23 protein-coding genes, 2 tRNA genes and 1 riboswitch are annotated in these 23525 nt (G+C 61.4%); of the genes, 12 read left to right on the plus strand and 13 right to left on the minus strand.

Annotated features, from left to right (window positions below; translation table 11 throughout):
* Window positions 1-51: 51 nt before the first annotated feature.
* Entirely contained in the window at window positions 52-753 is a 702-nt protein-coding gene (locus ABJO61_RS07245) for a Crp/Fnr family transcriptional regulator (protein WP_348327864.1), read from the plus strand.
* Between the two features lie 50 nt (window positions 754-803).
* On the opposite strand, the gene ABJO61_RS07250 is transcribed toward ABJO61_RS07245, so the two are convergent.
* Window positions 804-1802 (minus strand): nitronate monooxygenase family protein, encoded by a 999-nt coding sequence (locus tag ABJO61_RS07250; RefSeq protein WP_348327861.1) that lies wholly within the window; start codon window positions 1800-1802, stop codon window positions 804-806.
* 225 nt (window positions 1803-2027) lie between these two features.
* Here ABJO61_RS07250 and ABJO61_RS07255 point away from each other — a divergent pair, with 225 nt between their 5' ends.
* A complete protein-coding gene (locus ABJO61_RS07255; RefSeq protein ID WP_348327858.1) occupies window positions 2028-2939 on the plus strand; it encodes a LysR family transcriptional regulator in 912 nt (303 codons plus the stop codon).
* 92 nt (window positions 2940-3031) lie between these two features.
* Window positions 3032-4039 (plus strand): nitronate monooxygenase family protein, encoded by a 1008-nt coding sequence (locus tag ABJO61_RS07260; RefSeq protein WP_348327855.1) that lies wholly within the window; start codon window positions 3032-3034, stop codon window positions 4037-4039.
* 179 nt (window positions 4040-4218) lie between these two features.
* On the opposite strand, the gene ABJO61_RS07265 is transcribed toward ABJO61_RS07260, so the two are convergent.
* Window positions 4219-5241 (minus strand): NAD-dependent epimerase/dehydratase family protein, encoded by a 1023-nt coding sequence (locus ABJO61_RS07265; RefSeq protein ID WP_348327852.1) that lies wholly within the window; start codon window positions 5239-5241, stop codon window positions 4219-4221.
* 97 nt (window positions 5242-5338) lie between these two features.
* On the opposite strand from ABJO61_RS07265, the gene ABJO61_RS07270 reads away from it, so the two are divergent.
* Both ABJO61_RS07270 and ABJO61_RS07275 read left to right on the plus strand, forming a co-directional pair.
* A complete protein-coding gene (locus tag ABJO61_RS07270) occupies window positions 5339-6268 on the plus strand; it encodes a LysR family transcriptional regulator (RefSeq protein ID WP_348327849.1) in 930 nt (309 codons plus the stop codon).
* Window positions 6269-6341: 73 nt separating this feature from the next.
* Window positions 6342-7571, plus strand: coding sequence for an acyl-CoA dehydrogenase (locus ABJO61_RS07275; protein WP_348327846.1), 1230 nt, complete (start codon window positions 6342-6344; stop codon window positions 7569-7571).
* Here ABJO61_RS07275 and ABJO61_RS07280 read toward each other — a convergent pair.
* The 4 genes from ABJO61_RS07280 to ABJO61_RS07295 form a co-directional block, all read right to left on the minus strand.
* The gene (locus ABJO61_RS07280; protein ID WP_348327843.1) at window positions 7556-8134 is read right to left on the minus strand and encodes a cytochrome b/b6 domain-containing protein; all 579 of its coding nucleotides are present in this window, start codon (window positions 8132-8134) and stop codon (window positions 7556-7558) included. The genes ABJO61_RS07275 and ABJO61_RS07280 overlap by 16 nt on opposite strands.
* Before the next feature lie 117 nt (window positions 8135-8251).
* A complete protein-coding gene (locus tag ABJO61_RS07285) occupies window positions 8252-8482 on the minus strand; it encodes a DUF882 domain-containing protein (protein ID WP_348327840.1) in 231 nt (76 codons plus the stop codon).
* A complete protein-coding gene (locus ABJO61_RS07290) occupies window positions 8479-9150 on the minus strand; it encodes a class I SAM-dependent methyltransferase (RefSeq protein WP_348327837.1) in 672 nt (223 codons plus the stop codon). Before ABJO61_RS07290 ends, ABJO61_RS07285 begins: the two co-directional genes overlap by 4 nt.
* Window positions 9151-9154: 4 nt before the next feature.
* Window positions 9155-10447, minus strand: a complete 1293-nt coding sequence (locus ABJO61_RS07295) for a DUF3419 family protein (RefSeq protein ID WP_348327835.1) — start codon at window positions 10445-10447, stop codon at window positions 9155-9157.
* A 266-nt stretch (window positions 10448-10713) separates the two neighbouring features.
* On the opposite strand from ABJO61_RS07295, the gene ABJO61_RS07300 reads away from it, so the two are divergent.
* From ABJO61_RS07300 to ABJO61_RS07310, 3 genes are all read left to right on the plus strand, one after another.
* Window positions 10714-12534, plus strand: coding sequence for an ABC transporter ATP-binding protein (locus ABJO61_RS07300; RefSeq protein WP_348327832.1), 1821 nt, complete (start codon window positions 10714-10716; stop codon window positions 12532-12534).
* A complete protein-coding gene (locus tag ABJO61_RS07305; RefSeq protein WP_348327828.1) occupies window positions 12531-14423 on the plus strand; it encodes an ABC transporter ATP-binding protein in 1893 nt (630 codons plus the stop codon). The genes ABJO61_RS07300 and ABJO61_RS07305 overlap by 4 nt, the downstream gene beginning before the upstream one ends.
* 75 nt (window positions 14424-14498) lie before the next feature.
* Window positions 14499-14933 (plus strand): hypothetical protein, encoded by a 435-nt coding sequence (locus ABJO61_RS07310; protein ID WP_348327825.1) that lies wholly within the window; start codon window positions 14499-14501, stop codon window positions 14931-14933.
* Window positions 14934-14936: 3 nt separating this feature from the next.
* Here the strand turns inward: ABJO61_RS07310 and ABJO61_RS07315 are convergent, their stop codons facing one another.
* Together ABJO61_RS07315 and ABJO61_RS07320 are read right to left on the minus strand one after the other, a co-directional pair.
* The gene (locus tag ABJO61_RS07315) at window positions 14937-15875 is read right to left on the minus strand and encodes a 1-phosphofructokinase family hexose kinase (protein ID WP_348327822.1); all 939 of its coding nucleotides are present in this window, start codon (window positions 15873-15875) and stop codon (window positions 14937-14939) included.
* Window positions 15876-15943: 68 nt separating this feature from the next.
* Window positions 15944-16432: a hypothetical protein gene (locus ABJO61_RS07320; protein WP_348327819.1), complete on the minus strand. Its 489-nt coding sequence runs from the start codon at window positions 16430-16432 to the stop codon at window positions 15944-15946.
* Window positions 16433-16702: 270 nt separating this feature from the next.
* Between ABJO61_RS07320 and ABJO61_RS07325 the strand changes: the two genes are divergently transcribed.
* Together ABJO61_RS07325 and csgH are read left to right on the plus strand one after the other, a co-directional pair.
* Complete coding sequence (locus ABJO61_RS07325; RefSeq protein ID WP_348327817.1) at window positions 16703-17206, plus strand: curlin; 504 nt, start codon at window positions 16703-16705, stop codon at window positions 17204-17206.
* A gap of 66 nt (window positions 17207-17272) precedes the next feature.
* Complete coding sequence (gene csgH, locus ABJO61_RS07330; protein WP_348327814.1) at window positions 17273-17629, plus strand: curli-like amyloid fiber formation chaperone CsgH; 357 nt, start codon at window positions 17273-17275, stop codon at window positions 17627-17629.
* Window positions 17630-17637: 8 nt separating this feature from the next.
* Here csgH and ABJO61_RS07335 read toward each other — a convergent pair whose 3' ends face one another.
* The 4 genes from ABJO61_RS07335 to ABJO61_RS07350 form a co-directional block, all read right to left on the minus strand.
* Entirely contained in the window at window positions 17638-18123 is a 486-nt protein-coding gene (locus tag ABJO61_RS07335; RefSeq protein ID WP_348327810.1) for a hypothetical protein, read from the minus strand.
* A gap of 106 nt (window positions 18124-18229) precedes the next feature.
* On the minus strand, window positions 18230-19864 hold the full coding sequence (locus ABJO61_RS07340) for an NAD(P)/FAD-dependent oxidoreductase (RefSeq protein WP_348327807.1): 1635 nt from the start codon (window positions 19862-19864) through the stop codon (window positions 18230-18232).
* A gap of 190 nt (window positions 19865-20054) precedes the next feature.
* Window positions 20055-21557 carry an NAD(P)/FAD-dependent oxidoreductase gene (locus ABJO61_RS07345; RefSeq protein WP_348327804.1) on the minus strand — a complete coding sequence of 501 codons (1503 nt, stop codon included), beginning with the start codon at window positions 21555-21557 and terminating at the stop codon, window positions 20055-20057.
* A gap of 277 nt (window positions 21558-21834) precedes the next feature.
* Window positions 21835-21909 (minus strand) — tRNA-Gln (locus ABJO61_RS07350).
* 181 nt (window positions 21910-22090) lie between these two features.
* Here ABJO61_RS07350 and ABJO61_RS07355 point away from each other — a divergent pair.
* Window positions 22091-22167, plus strand: a tRNA-Pro gene (locus ABJO61_RS07355).
* An 88-nt stretch (window positions 22168-22255) separates the two neighbouring features.
* Here ABJO61_RS07355 and ABJO61_RS07360 read toward each other — a convergent pair.
* Window positions 22256-22432, minus strand: coding sequence for a hypothetical protein (locus ABJO61_RS07360; protein WP_348327801.1), 177 nt, complete (start codon window positions 22430-22432; stop codon window positions 22256-22258).
* Window positions 22433-22538: 106 nt separating this feature from the next.
* Here ABJO61_RS07360 and ABJO61_RS07365 point away from each other — a divergent pair, with 106 nt between their 5' ends.
* Window positions 22539-23174 (plus strand): glutathione S-transferase, encoded by a 636-nt coding sequence (locus ABJO61_RS07365; RefSeq protein WP_348327798.1) that lies wholly within the window; start codon window positions 22539-22541, stop codon window positions 23172-23174.
* A gap of 33 nt (window positions 23175-23207) precedes the next feature.
* A riboswitch (cobalamin riboswitch) is annotated at window positions 23208-23450 on the plus strand.
* Window positions 23451-23525 lie beyond the last annotated feature (75 nt).

A 23525-nucleotide genomic window follows, 5' to 3' on the forward strand; every position in this document is an offset into this window, starting at 1 on the left:
ATATGCCCGGCAGAGCGCAACATTGTTACCTAGGTAACAATTTATGAATCCATGCGATCAAATTCGGATCGGCAACGGATTGCCGAAACTTTCAGCAAAAACGGATGGTTCTCCCGCTGCCCGGCGAGGCTGCGAGAAGCGATAGCCGCCCATGCCCAAATCACCTGGGCAGAGACAGGGCACTGGATCTACGACACAGGAGACGAGGCGCACGGCCTTTACGGTGTCCTTTCCGGATCGGTCAAGACCCATGTCGTGCTCGATAATGGCGAGAGCGTACCGATCAGCATCTCAGGGCCCGGCACCGTTTTTGGCTATGCGGCGCAGGTACTCAGAGGTCGGCGCGTGACGACCGCCATTGCGAGGGAACGCTCCGAGATCATTTTCATTCCGCAGCGCGCGCTCGCTGCCATTGTGCGGGATATGCCGGAACTCTGGCTGCATTTCGCGGAACTGGCGACAGAGCAGCTTGTGTGGGCCGCGCGCGCCTATGCGGAACGCCTGCGGCTCCCCCCGCGCGCCCAGATCGCAAGCCGCCTCTACCTCTATACGTTCCCTTGGGGCGACGGCGGCCCTGCGGTCCTTCCCATCACCCAGAGCGAGCTATCGGAACTGACCGGCTTTTCGCGGAAAACTGTAAATCTCATTCTGAGAGACCTCGAAAAACACAAGCTCATCGAAACCGGATATCGCCATATCCACGTCATCGACCCGGCAGGCCTGCAACGGATCGCTCTGGCGCCCGCCGAATAAAAAAGCCCGCACCGTTCCCGGCGCGGGCTTCTCGCCATTTGTTTTTGCGGCTACTCGGCTGCCTGCGCCACCGAGATGCCCGCCATGCGATTGAGGCGCGTCTTGATGATGGCTTCGGCTTCCGAAACCATGCGCGTCACGAGTTCCTGGCACGACGGGATGTCGTGGATCAGGCCCTGCACCATGCCGGCAGACCAGATGCCGTGATCGGGATCACCTTGCTCGTAGACAACTCGGCCGCGCGCGCCCGCCACGAGATGCGCAATATCCTCGATCTTTGCGCCGCCCTTCTTCTCGATCTCCACCACTTCCTGGCTCACGGCATTTCTCGCCACTCGGGCCGTGTTGTGCAGTGTGCGGAAGATGAGATCGGTCGAGCGCTCGTCATTGGCGACGATCTGCTCCTTCACCTTCTGATGGATGGCGCTTTCCTTGGTGCACATGAAGCGCGTACCCATATTCACGCCTTCAGCACCCAGCGCAAGCGCGGCAACGAGACCGCGCGCATCGCCGAAGCCACCCGACGCGATCATCGGAATCTTCACCTTGTCGGCCGCGGCCGGGATCAGGATCAGGCCCGGAATGTCGTCTTCACCCGGATGGCCCGCGCATTCAAAACCGTCAATCGAGATCGCATCGACGCCCATGCGTTCGGCGGATAGCGCATGGCGAACGGCCGTGCACTTGTGAATGACCTTGATGCCATGTTCCTTGAAGTGATTGACGTGTTCCTGCGGCTTGTAGCCCGCGGTTTCGACAATCTTCACGCCCGACTCGATGATCGCCTGGCGGTACTCCGCATAGGGCGGCGGCTTCAAGGCGGGCAGGATGGTCAGGTTCACACCGAAAGGCCGGTCTGTCAGGCCCTTGCACTTCTCGATTTCCTTGCGCAGGTCATCAGGTGTCGGCTGCGTCAGCGCGGTAATGAAGCCCAGCGCACCGGCATTGGCCACTGCCGCCACAAGCTCCGCCCGGCCGACCCACTGCATGCCGCCTTGCACGATCGGGTGTTCGACCCCGAACAGTTCCGTGAATCTGGTTTTGAGCACGTTCTCTCTCCCTCAATGAAGTCCGGCCTCTTCGGGGCCGTCTCCGTCAATTCGCCGATGCCGAAAGTTCTAGCAGATGCGCCGAGCCGATTGCACGTCGCGAATCCATTGCAAACATTGGAAAATGCCTTGCCGCAGCGTCGCCCAAGGCTTCCCAAATGCTTGAAATGACGGGAAAACCGGCGCACTCTGCCGATCCAAGATCAAACATCAGATTGTTCAAGCATGAACAACGACGCCAATTGGGACGCCTACCGGATTTTCCTCGCGGTAGTGGACACGCAAAGCCTTTCCGGCGCTGGGCGGCGGCTGAAGCTGAGCCACGCCACGGTGGGGCGCCATATCGCCACGCTTGAGAAGCGTCTCGGCGCGAAGCTCTTCGTGCGCGAGCCGACCGGATATGCGCTGACCGGTGCGGGCGAGCGGCTGCGCGCTGAAGTGGAACCGATGTCGCTCGCTGCCGAGCGCGCGCTCCACGCGGCGCTCGGTGCGGATGGCGAAGCACAGGGGCTTGTCCGTGTCGCCATTCCCCACAGTCTCGCCTCCTACTGGTTCATGCCCTATCTCGCGGAATTCCAGAGCCGTCATCCGGGCATCGAAATCGAAATCGTGAACGAGGTGACGCAGGTTTCGGTGAAGCGGCGCGATGCCGACATCGTGATCCGCCCCTATGGGCCCGGCCGCGAGAATGTCGTTGGCCGCAAGATCGGCCGCATCGGCGTCGGCTTCTATGCGTCGCGCTCATACGCGGAGCGGTTCGGTCTGCCCTCGAAGCGCGAAGAGTGGAAGGATCACAGCGTTGTGGGCTTCGGGGGCCGCGCGGCGGAAGTGGAGCTTGCGGACTGGCTCGCCCATGTGACCCAAGGCGCGCGCATTGCGTTGCGCTGCTTTTCGGACGCCGACCTCGTGCAAGCCGTGCGCGCGGGCGTAGGCATTTCCACGCTCGTCTGCCTCACCGGCGACCATTACCCGGACCTCATCCGCATCGCGCCGCAAAAGCTGGCGAACGGTACGGAAATGTGGCTCCTCGCCCATCCTGACCTGCGCGACACGGCGCCTGTGCGCGCGGTCATCGACTTCCTTGGCGAGAAGGCAAAGATCGACCGCGACCGCCTTTCGGGCCGCAACGCGGGCTGAACGTTCGCGAACATCGGCATTCGCACCCCTGAACAAGCAGCATTTGGCATTCCGCGCCATTATGAGCGCGACGAAATTCCGGAGGAAAATCCATGGCCCTGCCCGATATCCTGAAAGACAAACTCGAAGTGCCGGTCATCGGCTCACCGCTCTTTATCGTATCCGGCCCCGAGCTCGTGATTGCCCAGTGCAAGGCAGGCATCGTCGGTTCCTTCCCGGCACTTAACGCGCGGCCCGCACATGTGCTGGAAGAGTGGATCACGCGGATCAAAGGTGAACTCGGCGAATATCAGGCAAAGCATCCCGAAAAGAAGGTCGCACCTTTCGCGGTTAACCAGATCTGCCACGCCTCGAATGATCGTCTCGCGCATGACATCGACATCTGCACGAAACTCGAAGTACCGATCATCATCACCTCGCTCCGTCCGCCCGCCGAAGTGATTACCGCAGCGCATTCCTACGGTGGCAAGGTGTTCCACGACGTCATCAATGTGAAGCATGCGAAGAAGGCGGCTGAACAGGGCGTGGACGGACTAATCCTCGTCTGCGCCGGTGCGGGCGGCCATGCGGGTACGCTCTCCCCCTTCGCGCTTGTGCGTGAAGTAAAGCAGTGGTTCCAAGGTACGGTCATTCTTTCAGGCGCGTTGTCTGATGGGTGGGGTATCGCGGGCGCACTCGCGATGGGTGCGGACCTTGCCTATATGGGCACACGCTTCGTCGCCACGGCGGAAGCAAATGCCGATCAGGCGTACAAGGATCATCTGATCAAGTATGCCGCTGAAGACATCGTCTACAGCAACCTCTTCACGGGTGTGCATGGCAACTATCTTGCGCCTTCCGTTGCCGCAGCAGGTCTCGACCCGAACAATCTGCCGGAAGCCGACAAGTCGAAAATGAATTTTGGCTCAGGCGGCAACATGAAACAGAAGGCGTGGAAGGACATATGGGGCTCGGGCCAGGGTATCGGCCAGATCGCAGACGCACCACCCGTCGCCGAACTCGTCGACCGGTTGAAGCGCGAATATGCGCAGGCCTGCCGCGAATTTGCAGCGCGCATGCCCGCCGAGGCGCTGACAGCGGCGAAGGCTGCCGCCGAGTAGGTCTTGCGACAGAAAGAACAAAGGGCGGCGGGGTAAATCCCGTCGCCCTTTCTGTTTGACCGCCCCCAATCAGGCGATGTAGCGCGCGAACGTCAGGCTCAGAAGACCGAGCGCGTAGAACGTGAGGGCTGAGGTTGCGAAGGCGCTGAGAATGCCTTCGATACGATTTGATATCTTCATCAGACTGATCCTTTTGCAATAAGAGGAGAGGACGCATTGGCAATCAACGGAGAGGCCGGCTCGATGCAGCCGAGATCGGCAAGCGTCGTGCGGACGGCGATGTCGAGGGACGTGTGGGGCTCATGACCGAGAAAGGCGACGAGCTTCGAGTTGTCGAGACGGAGCGGCTGTTTCCAGAGATAGCGCATCTCACGCATCTCCCTGAAGGTCTCGACAAAGGGTGATAGCAGCGTCAGCGCGAACCAGGGGAGACGCTTCACCGGCGCATGGGGTACGCGAGCGGCATAGCGGATCGCATCCACCATCTCCATTCCCTGTTCAAGCCAGTGCCCACCGAAATTGAAAGGCGCAAAACGCGGCAGCTCGCCAGCGCGCAGGAGAAGCCGCGTCATCGTTTCCGCCATGTCCGGCAGGTAGGCCCAGTTGTGGCCGACATGATGCGGGCCGGGATAGGCGACCGAGCGGAGCTTCTTGCCCGGTTTCACCAGGCCTTGCGCGAACCAGTTGTTGCCTGCATTGCGGCCGCCGAAGAAATCGCCCGCGCGGAGAATGAGGACGGGGACGCCCTCCTCCGAGGCTATGCGCAGGCGACGCTCCATCTCGACGCGGAGCTTGCCCTTCTTCGTCTTCGGCTTCTGTGGTGAGTCCTCGCGGATCGCCGGAAAGGCATCCGAACCGTAGTTGTAGACCGTGCCGGGAAAGGCGATCCGGGCGCCGACGGCTTTCGCAGCGGCAATCGTGTTGTCGAGCATCGGCACCACCGTGCCTGCCCAGTTGCGGTAGCCGGGCGGGTTCACGCCATGGACGATCACATCCACGCCCTCCGCCGCGGCGCGGACATCGCTGGCCCGCATCGCGTCGCCCTTCACCCAATCGATGAAGGGCATATCGGCCATCTGCCGGGCGGCTGCCTTGGGATTGCGGTTGAGGGCGCGGATCTGCCAGCCATGGGCGTGAAGGGCCTTCGCCATTTCACCGCCGAAGCCGCCGGTCGCGCCGAGAATAAGTGCTGTCGAAGCCATGTTTCCGTCTCCAGTCGCCGTTTCGTTGACTGGAGAATGGTTTATTCATGTGCGAATATGAATTGCCGAAGTTTCGCTAATATGTATACATTTTCGTATGACTGATGCATCGCCCGGCTGGGAGCTCTACCGGTCTTTTCTCGCGGTCGTCCGCGAAGGAAGCCTCTCTGGAGGGGCGCGCCTGCTCGGCCTCACCCAGCCCACAGTCGGCCGCCATGTAGATTCGCTGGAAGCCTCGCTGGGCGTCGGCCTGTTCACACGCTCGCAGGGCGGGCTCGCTCCCACGGAGGTTGCCCTCGCCCTCGTGCCCCACGCCGAGGCCATGGCCATGGCCGCAGAGGCGTTGCGGCGGGCCGCCTCAGGCGAGGCAGAGGACGACCGCGGCACCATCCGCATCACGGCAAGCGAAATGATCGGCACGGAGGCACTGCCGCCGATCCTTGCCCGTTTCAGCGAGGACCATCCGCGTATCGCAGTCGAACTCGTGTTGTCGAACCGGACCGACGATCTCATCCGGCGTGACGCCGACATTGCCATTCGCATGGTCCGTCCAACGCAATCCTCGCTCGTCGCGCGCAAGGTCGGCGTCATAGGCCTCGGGCTTCACGCCCACAAGAACCTGATCCAGCGTTTTGGCATGCCCATGACTGTCGAAGAACTCACGCAACTTCCGATCATTGGCTTCGACAGGGAGTCCTCCATCCGCCGGCTCAAGGATCTGGGCGGCTTTCCCTTGTCCCGCGAGCTCTTTGCCTTCCGGTGCGACAGCGACGTGGGTCAGTTCGCGGCCCTGAAGGCCGGCGTTGGGTTCGGCATGTGCCAGTACCCGCTTGCGCGGCGCTATCCAGACCTTGTCCCGGTGATGACGGGGGTGATCGAGTTCGAGCTCGACGTCTGGATCGCCATGCATGAAGACCTGAAGACGAGCCGCCGGATGCGCCTCATGTTCGATCATCTGGCGGAGGAAATGGCGGCTTATACGCGGCTTTCGCCCCGGGAACCCGCGGAAAAGCAAGGCCGCAAGTAAGCGGTCGCCCGCATCGCCCTCGCCTGCTATATCACTCGCAAACAAGCCTTCCCCTGCGTTTCGAGGATCCTTCATGTCTCAAGCAGCCGAAACCAATCCCGCAAAGTCCGGCGAAAAGCCCAATCCGCCGCTCGCCTCCTTCAACTGGCAGGACCCGCTGCTTCTCGAAAGCCAGCTGACCGAGGAAGAGCGCATGGTGCGCGACAGCGCCCGCGCCTATTGCCAGGAAAAGCTTTTTCCCCGTGTGAAGGAAGCGAACCGCAACGAGATTTTCCATCGCGAGATCATGAACGAGATGGGCGCGCAGGGCATGCTGGGCCTGACGCTGCCGGAGAAATATGGCTGCGCCGGACTTTCCTATGTCTGCTACGGGCTCGCCGCGCGCGAGGTCGAATATGTCGATAGCGGTTATCGCTCGGCCATGAGTGTGCAGTCCTCGCTCGTCATGCATCCGATCCATGCCTATGGTAGCGATGCGCAGCGCGAGAAATACCTCCCGAAGCTCGCGACCGGCGAGTGGGTCGGCTGCTTCGGCCTCACCGAGCCCGATCATGGTTCGGACCCCGGCTCCATGAAGACGCGCGCGAAGAAGGTCGATGGTGGCTATGTGCTGAACGGCGCAAAGATGTGGATCACCAATTCGCCGATCGCGGATCTCGCCGTGGTCTGGGCGAAGACCGATGATGACGTCATCCGTGGTTTCGTCGTGGAGCGCGGCTTCAAAGGCTTCGAGACGCCGAAAATCGAAGGCAAGTTCTCGCTGCGCGCTTCCATCACCGGCGAAATTTCGCTTCAGGATGTTTTCGTGCCGGATGAAAACATGTTGCCGAATGTGCGGGGCCTTGCCGGGCCCTTTGGCTGTCTCAACCGGGCGCGTTACGGCATTGCATGGGGCGCGATGGGCGCCGCTGAATTCTGCTGGCACGCCGCCCGCCAGTACACGCTGGATCGCACGCAGTTCGGGCGCCCGCTCGCCGCGAACCAGCTCATCCAGAAAAAACTTGCCGACATGCAGACCGAGATCACGCTCGGTCTTCAGGGCTGCCTGCAGCTTGGCCGCATGTTCGACGAGAACAAGGCCGCCCCCGCATCCATTTCACTCATGAAGCGCAACAATTGCGGCAAGGCGCTCGATATCGCCCGCGTCGCGCGCGACATGCATGGCGGCAACGGCGTCTCCGATGAGTATCACGTCATCCGCCACGTCATGAACCTCGAAGCGGTGAACACTTACGAGGGTACGCATGATGTTCATGCGCTGATCCTCGGTCGCGAACAAACGGGCATTCAGGCGTTCTTCTGAACGACAGGCTTGCGAGCAGACGGCGCACCTGCGTCCCGCAGGAAGAGCATGAACAGCGCCATGGGCCGCTTGAAGACGAGAAGATAGGTCACGTGCAAGACGACGAAGAGAACCAGAAGGTTCGCCGCCGTCTCGTGAACTTCCTCGAGCGCTTCGTTCTCCTTGCCGTCCCGGTCGTGCTCGCGCTCCCCGTCGTCGTCGGCGAAGGCCGGCGCGATAGTCACTTCAGCGGCAAACCCGTCAATCGGCGGCGGCTCCATGAGGAGTCCCGTTCCTGTCGCGAGCAGGAGCGTGACGACGATGCCTGCGAGGAGCGTCCGGCTGATCATCGGATGATTGAGGCGCCGGACTTTTGCGAGTTCCGTCAGGTCGGGGAAGAGCCGCGAGATGCCGAGCTGCCGCGGGCCGACTGCCGCCCAGAGGGCGCGAAAGAGGATGACGGCGGCAACGGCATATCCGAGCCAGTTGTGCAGGCCTTCGAGTTCGTCGCCTGTGAAGTAAGCCGCGGTGACGAGGAGAGCGAGCGCCGCGTGATAGAGCCGAATCTTGTGAAATACCGACATTTGAAACCAACCATATTCGAGCCCCGCCCGGAATATGGCCGCTTCGCATGAGACATGGCCAGACTGCATCTTGTCGCAGACACGTCGTTATTCATTCGCAGATTCAAGTGCAACAATTCAGGCGCTGCGCATGCCCCGCTGGCGCTCAGGGCCTACATCCACGTGAATGAAATCCGAACGCGGATAATAACCGACACCACCAGTGCCGATGTCGAGCGACGCCGTCCGCAGATATGACAGTTCGCGGCCCGGAACGCGAATGTCCACTACCATGCCGCGCATGTAATAGCTCTTCTTCGCGACACCGGCATTGCTGCGGCAGCCTGCTGCAATGGAGAACGGTGTCACTCGTCGTGGAACGGCAGTCTTAGCACTGCGTACCAGGCGTAGCCGCGATAGAGCGGGCGGAACTCCAGTTCCGCTCCGAGCTTCGCCGCAAGTGCTTCCAGCACACGCTTGAGGTCGCCGCGCGGGCTCACATGGAATTGTGCAAGCCATGCCCGCAGCATCGAACGAAACCACCGCGGCAGCCGTTCCTGTTCGCCAAAATCGACGATGTGGAGGCTACCGCCCGGCGCCAGATTGCAGACGCCTTGCGCAAGCGTCGCCTGCCAATCCGGGATCATCGACAGCGTGTAGGACATGTAAATGCGCTCAAAGCGGCTCACGCCAAAAGCCGCATAGGGGTTGAAGCGCGTGGCATCCCCCTGCGCGAGGCTGAGTTCCACCCCCCGCCGCCCGGCGGCAGCCTTCGCCGTCTCCAGCATCTCTTCCGAGATGTCCATCCCGTGCAGCCTTGCCCCGGGGAATAGCCGCGCGGCGCGGATGAGATTGCGCCCGGTGCCGCAACCGACCTCCAGCACCGTCGTTCCGGGTACGGCATTCAGATCGTCGATCAGCCGATCGCGGCCAAGCAGATAATATCGGCGGGTAAGGTCGTAGATATGGCGCTGGTACCGATAGGTCCGGTCCATCAGATGCGCGTGATTTTCCTCGCCATGTTCAACCGCGCTCACGACATCAGTCCTTCAGGATATAGAGGTGAAACCCGCCATAAATCGAGGAACGGTCGCGCGCAGTGAAGGCCAGCGACTCTTCGGCGCGATAGTCCCACTGCGCGAGGATTGCATCATCCACCCGGCCCGGCAGCAGGGTCGGTTCCGCCGCCGTACGGAAGATGACGCGCGCGCCGGGACGCGCGGTGCGAGTCATCTGCGACCAGAGATCGTTCAGTTGCGCATCCGTCATCCAGTCCTGCGCATCGAGCAGCACGAAGCGGTCGAGGCTTGCATCGGCGCATTCGCGCAGGTGGTCCGTGAAGGATGCGTTCAACACCTGCATGCTCTTGGCCCGTGCCTGCAACGCCGCGAAGTTTTCGCGCTTCAGATAGGGTGGGACCGCGGCATCTTCGCCAGGCGCATAGGAGCGCGCGAAGGCCTGCCAGGCGAAGTAGTTTTCCGAAAGGGGAAAGCCGCAGGCAAGGCGTTCCAACCTTTCGCGGAGCACGAGGCGCATTTCGCGTCCGCCCGACAAGGCTTCATATTGGGCGGGCGGAATGCCGAGTCCGTAAAGCGTCGAGGGCTTGCCCGTCAGCCAGGCGATTGTGGGCTTCTCGAAGAGCGGGGCGAGCTTCTCGTCGAAGAAGCGCCGCTGACTCTCCATCGTCGGTGCTTCGAGAATGCCGCGCAGCCGCACGCCATAGGCCCGCGCAGCGATGTGCGCTATGCCGATGAAATGGCCGAGCAGACCGTGCCGGAAGAAGCCGCGCGCGAAGAGGGAAATGCGGCGCCGGAAGCCTGCGGGCCTCTTGTCCCAGTAAGTGCGGCTCTTTTCGTCGAGTTGCGGACGAATGAAGCGTTCATAGTCGGCGATATTCTCGCGCCTGTCCCCGCGCCCGAAAAAGCGGAAGAAGTGCTCGTAGCTCGGCAAGTGCGCCGCACCCGCAAGCTTCAGCTTGACCAGCGCCACATGGGTCGGATTGAGATCAAGGGCGGTCACGCGCACTGGAGCTGCCGTCATGTAGGACAGCGCATTGCAACCGCCGGAGGCGATCGTGACGATCCGCGTATCCGCGCTCATGTCGGCATGAAGGTCCATCGCGGCGATATCGACGTCGGGATCTTCCCATATCTGCGGATAGACAAGACCCGTAAAGAGCCAGGTGAAAAGACGTTCGGTCAGCCCTTCCCTGGAAACCGCCTTGTGACGATGGACAGCCGCGCTCAGGCGGCGGCGAACGTCGCGCCTGCCCCCGGCAACGGCAGCATCCTCGGCAAGCGTTTCACTGGTCGCTTCGGCGGTCGTGTCTGACAAGGGGTCACTCCGTTTGCAGATGGCCGACTCGCTTTGCGCGCGGCCCTGACTTGCTGCTACAGCGTTTGCGTAACGTTCGTGTGACGGCCTCGCGACGCCGCAGCTTCCGAATCGGAAAGAGAGGCGTATAGTTCGAGGGAACGAACCGAAAAAACCCCAGGAAACACCGTCTTCCGGTCGTATCGGCAAGGCTCGCCGGATTCGGCAAAGAATGACGTCCAGCCAGCAGGCGCGGTCATCCCGCGCCAAAATCCGGATTTATTCTCGTGGACTCGCGCGCAACCACGTCCCGGACGGACAGCCCTTCGGATTCCAGCCCGCTTTGGCGCCTGGTCCCGCTTGTTCACCGCCACAAGTGGCGCTTCTGGGGTGGCATGTCGCTCATCAATGGGGGGCGGCTGCTCGAAGCCTTCATGCCCCTCTTCCTCAAGATGGGGATCGACAGGATCGCTGCGGAGGATTACCGCCTCGCGCTTCCTGCCCTCGCGATCCTCGGCCTCATGGTGCTGCGCTATATCGCCTTCAATCGCGGCCGCCGTTATGTCCGGGAAGTCGGCGTCGCCGTCGCCTATGAACTGCGCCAGCGGCTCTACTGGCATCTTGAGCTTCAGGGGCCGCGCTTCTTCTCGCGCTACACCACGGGCGACCTGATGGCGCGCGCCATCAACGACATCACGCTGATCCGGCAGTTGGTCGGCATGGGCACCCGGCTCCTTTTCGTGCTGGGCTTTTCCGGCATCATCGCCTTCATTTTCATGTTCTATCAGTCGCCCTGGCTCACGCTTTGGCTGCTGCCGGCGCTGCCGGTCTTCGCTGTTCTGGGATGGATCATCGCGAAACGGATATTCACCCAGTCGACCCAGGTACAGGAAGGCTTCTCCACTCTTTCCGCGCAGGTGCAGGAAAACCTCAACGGCATCCGCACCATCCAGACCCACGCACAGGAAGAGCGCGAGACAGAACGCTTCGAGGCCACCTCGGACGCTTACGCGCGCGACTATTACAAGCTGATGTTCCTGAACTCCGGCCTCACCTCCGCCATGCTGGTCGCGACGGGCTTCACGACGCTTCTCGTCGTCGGCTATGGCGGCATGCAAGTGATCGAGGGCGTGATCACGCTCGGCACGTTCACCGCTTTCATCTTCTACCTCAACATGATGCTCGCTCCGATCCGTGAAGGCGGGATCATGGTCACCCTCTTCCAGCGCGGCGGTTCGGCGGCCGCGCGCATCTTCGATATTCTCGATCACGAGCCCGAAATCCGCGACGCGCCCGAAGCATCCCCGCTGAACGAGGTCGGCGGCGCAGTCACATTGAATCATCTCTCCTATGTCCATCCCGCCAGCAGCGGCGATGAGGGCTGGCCCGCGCTCAACGATGTCACGCTCGATATCAAGAAAGGCGAGATGATTGCTCTGCTGGGCCGGGTCGGTTCGGGCAAATCCACATTGCTCAGGCTGATCGTGCGGCTGCTCGACCCGCCGCCCGGCACCGTCTATCTCGACGGGCGCGACATCCGCATGCTGCCGCTCGCGCAGGTCCGCAGCCAGATCGCCATGGTGCCGCAGGATCCGTTTCTCTTTGCGACGCATATTGCGCAGAATATTTCCTACGATAATCCGGAGCGGACAACGGAGGAGGTCTGGCGCGCGGCTGAAAGCGCCGACCTCGAAACCACAATCCGCCGCTTTCCCGAACGCCTCGAAACGCTGGTTGGCGAGCGCGGCGTGACACTTTCCGGCGGTCAGAAACAGCGTGCAAGCCTCGCCCGCGGCCTCATCCGGGAAACGCCTGTCCTCCTCCTCGACGATTGCTTCTCATCCGTCGACACGGAGACGGAAGAATTCATTCTTTCGCGGCTGAAGGAACTCAGGCACGGCCGCACCACCCTCATGGTGTCGCATCGCGTCTCGACCGCACGCCATGCCGACCGGATCGTCGTTCTCGACCAGGGGCGTGTCGCGGAGGTCGGGACACACAAGGAATTGCTCGCCAAGGGCGGGCTCTATGCCACGCTGGAACGTCAGCAAGGCCGCCGCGACGAACTTGAGCAGACCATCGCGGACGAAACCGGAGGTGATTCATGAGCGACGCCCCGGCGCCCCGTCCTGCCCGCCGCGACCATTCCGTTTTCGACGACGAGATGGAAACGCGCGGCTTCGATTTTTCGCTCCTCATCCGCCTCATGAGCTGGATGCGGCCTTATCGCCGCATCGCTTTCCTCGCGCTCGTCTTCGTCCTGCTGGCGGCCAGCGCCGCCGTGCTGGCGCCGGTCGTGGTCAGCCGTGTCGTCGTGGACGGCATTCTTCTCCCCGCAGGCAATGAAGGGGCGCCCGATTTCGGTCAGAAGGCGCTCAATGGGTGGCTCTCCGGCTTCATGGCGGTTCATCCCCTCATCTCGGCATGCATTCTCTATGGCTTCTGGACGTTGCTATGGGCGCTGTTCGGCCACGGTTTCCGCACCATGCTGGCGCGCACCGTTCTCAATGGACTGCGCGATCTCCGGCGCGACCTTTTCGCTCATCTCGAAAACCTGCCATCGAGCTTCTACGACCGCGTTGCCGTTGGCCGTGTGATGACGCGTCTCACCAACGATGTCGAAACGCTGTTTGAATTGCTGGCGGGCTTCGGCGTTCTGCTCGGCGAGTTCGTTCCCTTTTTCGCCGCCGTGTCGGTGATGCTGGCGCTCAATCCGACGCTCACATTCGAACTCATGCTGCTCCTGCCGGTCGCGGCGCTTGCCACCTGGATATTCCGGCGTGTCTCGCGGCAGGTCTATCGCGGCATTCGGTCAAGCCTCTCGCGGCTCAACGAGAACCTGCAGGAGAACCTTTCCGGCATCGAAGTGGTGCAGCTTTATGGCCGCGAAAAGATCAATTACGAGCGCTATACGGAGATCAACGAGGAGAACCGCGAACAGGAAGACCTCGCCGTCCGCATCGAGAGTTATTACGGCCCGGCCATGGACAGCATGGCCTTTCTCGCCATGGCAGCGATCGTGTGGTTCGGCGGGCATCATGTGTTGTCAGGCGCGGCGACGCTCGGCAGCGTCATCCTCTTTGCGCAATTTGCCGACATGATGTTCCGGCCCATCGTCGCGATGGGCGAACAATGGAATGTCGTCTTCCGCGCGATGGCGAGCTGCGAGCGCATCTTTCAGGCGCTGGACTGGAAGGAAGCACTGCAGAAGCCCGTGGAACCGAAGGAGCTGCCCGCCGATCTCAAGGGCGATGTGCGTTTCAACCATCTCACTTTCGGTTATACGCCGGGCACGACAATTCTGAAGGATGTGACGTTCGACATTGCGCCGGGCGAGCGCATCGCAATCGTCGGGCCGACGGGTTCGGGAAAGACGAGCCTCATCCGCCTGCTCTGCCGCTTCTACGATGTTCCGGCAAACAGCATCATGATCGACGGCGTCGATATCATGGATGTGGACCCCTCCGAGATCAGGAAGCGCATCGGTGTGGTGTTGCAGGATTTCCATATTTTCTCGGGCACAGTTTACGACAATATCATCCTCGGCAATCCGAAGGTCACGCGGGAGGATGCGCGCCGCGCCGCGCGTCTCGTTCATGCCGATCCCTTTATCCGCCTGCTGCCCCAAGGCTATGACACGGTGCTGACGGAGCGCGGGCGAAACCTCAGCCACGGCCAGCGCCAGCTTCTCGCCTTTGCCCGCGTCCTCGCAATGGACCCCGAAGTGCTGATCCTCGACGAAGCGACGGCCAGCATCGACACGGAAACGGAACTCATTATTCAGGATGCGCTCGCCAAGGTGACCGAGGGACGAACCTCCGTCATCATCGCGCACCGGCTGCAAACGATCAGGGAAGCGAACCGGATCGTCGTTCTCACGGGCGGCGAGGTCCGCGAGATCGGTACGCATGAAGAACTCATGGCGCAGGGCGGCCTCTACAAGACGCTCTATGAATTGCAGGTGCAGGATCTTGGCTCGAGCGGCGCAGCTTCCTGATGCGGCGGGAGTTGCTCCCCGATGGGAGCTGAAGTAGCGTCAATATCAGTTGAAACGCAATGAGTGGCCCTTCTTATGACCGAGCATGTCTTGCCTTTTGCCCTTCCTGCCCAGCTCGATCCGGCTCTTTCCGGCATCTCCGACTACTGGCGCAGTCTCATTCGCGGCAAGGCGAGCAATATGCCTTACTGGGATGATGTGAAGCTCTCCGAGCTTGGGAGCGGCGCGGATAGCGCAATGCTGATGACAGTCTTCGACAAGCCGCAGCGGTTCCGCGTTGAAATTGCCGGCAAGGAAATCAGCTCGCGATATAGCGGCGAGCTACAGGGCACATTCACCGACGAGATCGACGTCCACTCTCCGATCGAGTTTCTGCGGGCGCAAGCAAGCGCAACCGCGGAAGGCAGGGTGCCGACCTATTACGCAACTGAAGACTATGCGCGGCTTCTCCTTCCCCTCTGGGGCGAAGGACATGTAGGCATGTTGCTCGCGGGCTATTCCTGGGCCTGACGATCAGAGTTCTTCTATCGATATTTGCGGCAGAAGCCGCTCCACATCGTCCGTCCGGCAGAGTTCCGTGCCGGGCGACAGGAGCGCCGCCGTGCCCCCGGCCATTCCGGCCCTCAATGCCTCGCTCATGCTCTCGCCCGATGCAAGCGCATTGATCAGCATGGCGAGGAAACTGTCTCCTGCGCCGACCGAACTCACCGGCGTAATTTCCGGTGCCCGCCCTCGCCAGCTCCCTTCCTCGCAGACAAGCATTGCGCCGTCGGCACCCAGCGTCACAGCGACGGCATCCGCCTTTTTCTCACCAACAAGACTGCGGGCTGCATCGAGCGTTTCCTTGTCCGTCTGGATGGGCAGGCCAGTAAGCTCGCGCAATTCGCGGAGGTTCGGTTTGATCAGATAGGGGCGCTCACGAAGTGCTGCGGCGAGAGCCGCGCCCGATGTATCGACGGCAAGCCTTGCGCCCAGTTTGCGCGTTATATGTGCGATCTCGGCATAGGCCTCGTCCGGCGCGCCCGGCGGAAGACTTCCGCTCGCCACGACAAATGAAACGCCGTTCATCGCCTCCAGAGCGCCCCTCGTCGCGGTCCAGGCCGCCTTGTCCAATACCGGTCCGGCCAAAACGAACCGGAACTCGTTCCCGGTCTGCCGTTCGAAGGCGGTGAAACTCTCGCGGGTCTCTCCCGCCAGAGGGATAACGACATCCTCTATCCCCTCGCGCTCGACCAGCTCCTGCAAAACCCTGCCCGTCACCCCGCCTGCCGGATAGAGCGCCGTCACATCCGCGCCCGCCCGCAAGAGAACGCGCGCCACGTTTATGCCGCCGCCACCGGGGTCGCGATGGGCCTCGCCACACCGCATCTTGACCTCAGCTTCGATGCGTTCCACGGACGTCGAAACGTCCACGGCAGGATTCAGGGTGAGAGTGACGAGCTTTACTGACATATCCGGTTCCTGTTTCCTTCGGACCTGAAGTTCAGCTTAACGGATCGGCGGAACCGGGGAACCATTCATCAGCAGCGCTGAATGATCGCAGAGGTATTGCTGTTTCCGTACTGCTCGGCCAGCGCTTCGTGCCCGTTACCCTTCTGGATGACATAGGACTTGTTGTTCTGGCCGTCCTGAATGCTGCCGGCGAGGTTGTTGCTGCCCTGCTGGCTCGCATAGGCGGAATTGCCAAAGCCGTTCTGCGTGGCAAGAGCCAGGTTTCCGCCGTTGAAAAATGTACTGCAACTATTCCCGTGGAGTTTGCTGCCCGACGTGGCCGGCCGTCCACCTCTCTGCACGGCCTTCATGACCTTTCTTTCGGACTTGAAACGCTCCAGCGTATTTGTCGCCGTCCAGGTTTCAACACTCGTCCCCTTCTTGTTCTGCTTGACGATCGAGTAGTTCAGATCGCCTGTCTGCAGGACGCTAGCCCCGCTGCCGGCCCAGGCTGCGGGCGCCCCGGCCAGAAGCGTGAAGGCGATTGCCGTTGCTGCGAATGCTCGTGTCTTTTTCATCTTTCTCTCCTGCGTCTTTGCCGTTCCCGCGGGAACCTTGTCCGCTTTTCTACAGAGAAGGCGGTGATCGGCGGCTGAAGCAGATGTTCATCTGCCGTTCAGATGAGATCACCCCGAGGCGGGCTGACGCTTTTTCGCGTTGCCTCAAAAAGACCTTGTCGCTGAACGGAATATGAATGGCGGGTTCAGGCAGCGCTCAGCACGAGCCCGCTACAACTTGCATCGTCAACAGGACGAGCCCCGAGGGCCGATCCAAACAGGAGATGCAAAATGAAAAAGTTTCTACTCACGACGAGCACCATCGCAGCCCTGATCGCGGTCGGCGTCACGAGCGCCAATGCCGGCAACTCGGCCTCCGTCTATCAGAGCGGTCGTCACAATACCGGCGTCTACACGCAGAACGGCTACCACAACAAGGGCGCCATCGACACTGCCGGTCACGGCAACTACTCCAAGGCCACGCAGCAGGGCGAGTGGAACTATCTCTACCAGCAGCAGCTCGGCAACCGGAACGCCGCCCTCACCGACCAGTACGGCCGCAACAACTACGCGGTGACGGGTCAGGAAGGCCGCAACAACTCTTCCGCGACGATCCAGACCGGCCGCAACAACACCGCGGGCACCGCCCAGATCGGCAAAAACCACAAGGCGACGACCGATCAGTGGGGCTCGAACAACACCGCCGCCACGATCCAGGTTGGCAACGGCCAGAAGGCGAACACCGTCCAGACCGGCAAGGGTAACACCTCGGTCGTCATCCAGGGCGGCTACTAAGCGGATTTCATCGGGGGACGGCTTCGGCCGTCTCCCGCGACGTCCCCCAAAAACGGGAGCAGAACAATGCGACTCAAATGGACCTCATTGGTACTCGTACCCATCGTCTTCGGCTGCGCGGCGGCCACAGCGTCGCCGCCCGCTCCCGAAGCATGCGAAATCCGCGCTATTGAAACGGCCTCCGGGCTGCGGCTTGAAAGCGTCGTCTATGGCGCACCGGGCGAAGCAGGCTCCTACGCCATGTCTCTCGAACGCACAGGTTCCGGCGGCACGTCGGAAGTGCGGCAAGGCGGCGACTTCGTGATCGAGGATGGCGGCGAAACCGTCGTATCCGTCACGGAGTTCAATCGCGGTGCGCGCGAAAGCCTTCACGCGTATATGACGGTCGAGAACGGCTACGACAGTTATAGCTGCGGGCTTTGACCTCCGCTTCACCGCCCCAGCCGGTAGTGATCGAACCATAATACGCGCAGTTGCTGACCTTGCGGCGTGTAGCCGATGAGACAGAGCCCCGAAGGTTCGACCGGATTGTTGCCCAGCACCCTGTTTTCATAAATCGCAGCGCATCCCGCGAGTTTCTCGCCGGGATGCGCTTTCGACCAGCGGCAAAGCTCCTCGTGTCCATCGATCATCAGCCGGTCGGTCAGCCGTTTTCCGCGCCAGGCCGGCGCGATAAAGCTCCGGCAGAAAGCGAACTTCTCGCGCATCCTTGGAAGAATCTGGATGTCCGCCGTCAGACAGCCCGCAATTTCGTCACCGGCGTATATCGCGATCACCATCTCTTCGGCGCGCCGCTCCGGCGATGTATCGGCGGGGAGGATTCCTTCGCGCTTCCACATGGCAATTGCGTCGTTCATGGCGCCCCGGTCTTGCCGATGCCAGACGCGCCGGTAGTCGACGGTCTCCGCTTCTGCCATTTTTCTCTTCCCGCAATAAAAAGGGACGGCCAGTTTCAGCACCAGCCGTCCCTCGGGAAAGAGGTCACAAGGTCCAGATTGGAGCGGCCCTTCTCCTCAACGCATCTCAGGCGCCGAGTTGGAAGCCCTCGTAATCGGCAGCCGCCACAGCATCGAGTTTCTCGCCATAGACGTTCACGCCGCCCGTATAGGGCATGAAGACACGCGGCTTGCCGGGAATGTTCGCGCCCATGTACCAGGAATTCGCTTGCGGATAGAGCGTTTCGCTCGCGAGTTCGTTCACATGCGCGACCCATTCATCTTCCGCCTCGCGCGTTGCCTCGATGGAGCGGATATTGCCTTCCGTCAATCGCTTCACGCAGCCCGCAATCCAGTCCACATGCTGCTCAATGGAAACGATCATGTTGGAGAGCACCGAGGGGCTGCCGGGACCGGTGATGAAAAAGAGGTTGGGGAATCCCGCAGAGCCAAGTCCCAGATAGGTGCGCGGTCCCGCCGCCCACTTCTCCCGGAGTTCCGCGCCGTCTCGCCCCCTGATATCTATCGAGAGCAGCGCACCGGTCATCGCATCGAAGCCGGTCGCGAAGACAATGGCGTCGGCTTCATATTCCTTGCCGCCGCAGACGACACCTTTTTTGGAAATCCGCTCGATGGAATTCTCCCGCAGGTCCACGAGATCGACATGCGGCTTGTCGAAGGTTTCCAGATAGTCTGTGTCGAGGCAGAGCCGTTTTACGCCGACGGGATGATCGAAAGGCAGCAGCTTTTCCGTCACGTCCTTGTTCTTTACCGAAGCGCGCATCTTCGCACGGGCAAACTCGGCGGCCAGATGGTTTGCTTCCTGCGTCGCCATCAGGTCGCCATAAGCGCCGAGAAAAGCGAAGCCACCTTGATCCCAGCGCGTCTCCAGTTCCTTCTGCAACGCATCGGGCGCCATCTCTTCGGCCAGCGTTTCGTTGTATTCGAAGCAGATGATCCCGCCCGGGGTTTCGCGTGCATGACGACGATCCTCCAGCAGCGTCTCCTTTGAACGCTCGACCTCTTCGCGCGTCAGCGGGCGGTTGCCCGCAGGCAGCGTGAAATTCGCCGTACGCTGAAACACCGTCAGATGCTCTGCCTCGGCTGCGATGACCGGGATGCTCTGGATACCGGATGATCCGGTGCCGATCACGGCGACACGCTTACCGGAAAAGTCGACGCCTTCATGCGGCCAGCCGCCCGTGTGGTAGCGCTCGCCCTCGAAATCATCAAGCCCGTCGAAATCGGGGACGCGCGCAGCGGAAAGACAGCCCGTTGCCATGATGCAGAAGCGCGTGGAAACGAAATCGCCCTTATCCGTCTCTACCGCCCAGAGGCCGTTCCGTTCGTTGTATTTTGCGGAGGTCACGCGCGTCTCGAAGCGGATATCGCGCTTCAGGTCCAGCTTGTCGGCCACGTAATTCTGATATTGCAGGATTTCCGGCTGCGCTGCGTAGCGCTCGCTCCAGTTCCAGCCGCGCTGAACCTCGTCCGAAAAACCATACTGATATTCAAGGCTTTCCACGTCGCATCGTGCGCCGGGATAGCGGTTCCAGTACCAGGTTCCGCCCACACCATCGCCTGCCTCGAAGACCCGTACCGAAAGGCCAAGTTCCCGCAGACGATGAAGCATGTACATGCCGGCAAATCCTGCGCCGACAATTACCGCGTCGATTTGTTCGGATTGCGCGTTCGCAGGCGCACCCTCTCCCTGAGCAGCCATTCTCTCCTCCCTCGTTTTTTGTTGCTCCGACTCTAGACCGGGAGACGCAACGCACAAGAGAAGAAGATTCGCCCTCGATGCTGCAGCGCATCAAGGGAAGCCGGGAAAAGCCCGGCGGCCCTGCGGAAACGGCAAACGCCGGAGCCTTTTCCAAGGTTCCGGCGTCTGCTTCCTTCTTTTATTCGCAGCTTTATTCGTAGACGAACTCGGCGCCGTCGAGATCGATTTTGGGCAGTTCGTCTTTCTCGACCCAGTAGTCCTGGGTGTGCTGCCATTCCGGCTTGTCGCCGCGCTTCGGCAGCAGGTGCATACCGCGCATGAGATAGCCCGGATTGAAATTCTCCGGGTCGATCCAGGGCAGCAACGGCATGTTGCTGTCTTCCTTGCGGAGCGCGACCGTCACCTTCTTCGCGCCCTTCTTGTCCATATGCTTCAGGAGACGGGCAACGAAATCGCCAAGCAGATCCACTCGGAGTGTCCAGCTCGCGCGGAAGTAACCGAAGACCCAGATCAGGTTCGGCACGCCGGTGAACATCATGCCGCGATAGGTCACGGTGTCGGCGAAGTTGAGCGGCTTGCCGTCGATATCGAAGTCGATATCGCCGAGCACACTGAGGTTGAAGCCCGTTGCCGTGACAATGATGTCGGCTTCGAGTTCCTTGCCCGACTTCAGCAGAATGCCCTTCTCCGTATAGCGTTCGATCTCGTCTGTCTCGACCGAGGCCTTGCCGGAGGCGATACCCTGGAAGATATCGCCATCGGGTACAAAGGCAACGCGCTGCTGCCAGGGGCGGTAGCGCGGCGTGAAGTGCTTCTCCACCGTTTCTTCCGGCAGAAAGAGGCGGACAGCGTCGAGCAATTCCTTGCGCACTTCTTCCGGCTCTTCAAAAGAACGGCGCGCGAATTCTGCCTGGTTGTGCAGGATTTCACGGCGCGTGATTTCGTGGATCCAGTTCTCGTCGACTTCGAGCTGACGCAGCCGGTCGGCAAGTTCGTTCTCGTTGCGGCCGGGAATGAAGTAGGTCGGTGAGCGCTGGAGCAGCGTTACATGCTCGCAGTCACCTGCAATCGCGGGGACGAGCGTCGCCGCCGTCGCGCCGGAGCCGATCACGATGACCTTCTTGCCCTTGTAGTCGAGATCTTCCGGCCAGGATTGCGGATGGATGATCTGGCCCTTGAACTTGTCCATATCCGGCCATTCGGGCGTGTAACCTTCCGAGTGACGGTAGTAGCCCTGGCACATCCAGAGGAAGTTCGCGGTGAAGCGGCGCTCCTCGCCCGTCTTCTTGTCGGTCGCATAGACCGTCCAGAGATTGTCCTCGCTCGACCACTTCGCCGTCGTGATGCGGTGGTTGTAGCGAATGTGGCGATCGAGGTCGTTCTCCTCGATCACCTCTTTCATATAGGTGAGGATTTCCTGCGCCGTCGCGATGGGCGTTCCGGTCCAGGGCTTGAAGCGATAGCCGAAGGTGTAGAGATCGCTGTCGGAGCGGATGCCCGGATAGCGATGCATGTGCCAGGTGCCGCCGAAGCCGTCGAGGCCTTCAAGCGCGACGAACGTCTTGTCAGGACACTGCTGCTGCAAATGATAGGCGGCGCCGATGCCCGAAATACCGGCCCCGACGATCAGCACGTCGAAATGCTCGGTTTTCTGGCCCGTTTCCGGTTTTGTGAGAGTTTCTGTCCCTGCCATTTTGGCTCTCCTCCTGTCGACGCTTCTTTGGGGGCGCCGGATTTTCGATGCCCCCATCTTGACCCTCTCAAATTTAGGGTCAATACCCTAATTTCGTTCCGGCTGGATTAAATTGACGCAGGGCAAGCCTGCCCCGAGACCGGATTCGGAAGCAAAAAACGCCATTTTTTGTCAGCAGACAGAGCATTGGCCGCAAGGCGGAAGAATGCAGAGGCCGAAACGCCCCGCGGCAGGCGGTAAATATCGTGGCAGGAAGGCACGGAAGGCCAGACCGGTCTGGCTGGGGCGGGAGGGTTCGAACCTCCGAATGGCGGGATCAAAACCCGCTGCCTTACCACTTGGCTACGCCCCAGCAGGGCCGAGAGGCCCGGTGTAAACGGCCTCGCGAAACGCGGCGGAACATACCGGCATCGCCCCGGGGGTGCAACCGGATGCAGCGCATGCCGATTCCGGCGGAAAGTGGGGCCGCCCTGCCCCGTTCGCGCTTGCGGCCCCGGGGTTTGACGGCTATAACGCCGCCTCGAATTGGCGAGCGGAGTGTGGCGCAGTCTGGTAGCGCACCTCGTTCGGGACGAGGGGGTCGCAGGTTCGAATCCTGCCACTCCGACCACTAAAAGACGCCAATTCATAATAGAGGCTCCCGGCGCTTATCGGCGCGGGAGCCTTTGTTCGTTTCGGATCGTCGCTTCCCGCTGGCTCTACCAGCCGAGCAGGCCGCCGATCAGGTCGAGAATGGAGCCAAAGCTGCCGCCGCCGCCCGGCGCACAGGCGTGGACCGGCTTGGCGCTCATGAGAAAAGCCGCCGAACCTGCACCCGCTGCAAGCATGGCCGCCGAGGCCGTCATTTTAAGACGGTTCAGCCGAAACAGTTTCATAACAAGACATCCCCTGTAGCTGTTGAGTAGCATCGGCTAACGTCAGCAAGATGCGGGCCGGAGCGGGCCTGCCGCCGGTAACGATAAAATTGCGAGGAATCTCCCCATGTCCGTGACGCTTTACGATTTCACCGCCGCGCCGAGCCCGCGACGCGCGCGCATCCTGCTCGCCGAGAAGGGAATCGTCCATGAGACGGTGCAGGTCGACCTCGCCAAGGCCGAACAGCTCGGCGAGGCCTATCGCAAGATCAACCCCGCCTGCACTGTGCCCGCACTGAAACTCGAGGACGGCACGATCCTCACGGAGAATATCGGCATCGCCGCCTGGGCCGAGGAAGTTGCGCCCGAACCCCGCCTTCTTGGCACCACCCCTGCCGAAAAGGGCCTCGTCTTCAGCTGGAACGCGCGAATCGAATTCGAGGGCTTCATGCCCATCGCCGAAGTCCTGCGGAACACCTCGAAGGGCATGGCCGGCCGCGCCCTTCCCGGCCCCATCGACCTGCCGCAGATCCCGGAGCTGGCAGCGCGCGGCTCGCAGCGCCTCACGCGCTTCTTCGACGTGCTCAACGAGCGTCTCCAGGGCCGCGACTACATTGCTGTCGACAGCTTCTCGCTTGCCGACATCACGGCACTTGTCTGCATCGATTTCGCAAAATGGGTGAAACACGAACCGAAGCCGGAGCACACAGACCTGTTGCGCTGGCATGCGGCGGTATCGGCCCGGCCCGGCGCCAAGGCGTGAAACCGCAAATTTGACAGACGCCCCCTCCCCCCTATGATGCGCCCACTCGATGGTTCCGAGGGACGTCCTTTAGAGGGCGCACCCAAGGAGGCAAGAGGGAACAGGGTGAGGCGAAAGCCAATGCCCTGGCTGCCCCCGCAACTGTAAGCGGCGAGGCTTCGTTCCAATCATGTCACTGGCTGCCACGGTCCTTTTCAAAGGGCTGGCATCCCGGGAAGACGGAACGAGGCCCATGACCCGCGAGCCAGGAGACCTGCCAGCGAGTTCGTCATCTGCCGTGGCCGGGGGTGTGCCAGGGGGACGTCGATCCGCTGGCAATCTGCCGTTCGGCAATGAGCCGCCTGGATTTCC

Origin of the sequence: Parvibaculum sp., from assembly GCF_039973015.1 — a bacterium.
Classification (GTDB): Bacteria; Pseudomonadota; Alphaproteobacteria; order Parvibaculales; family Parvibaculaceae; genus Parvibaculum.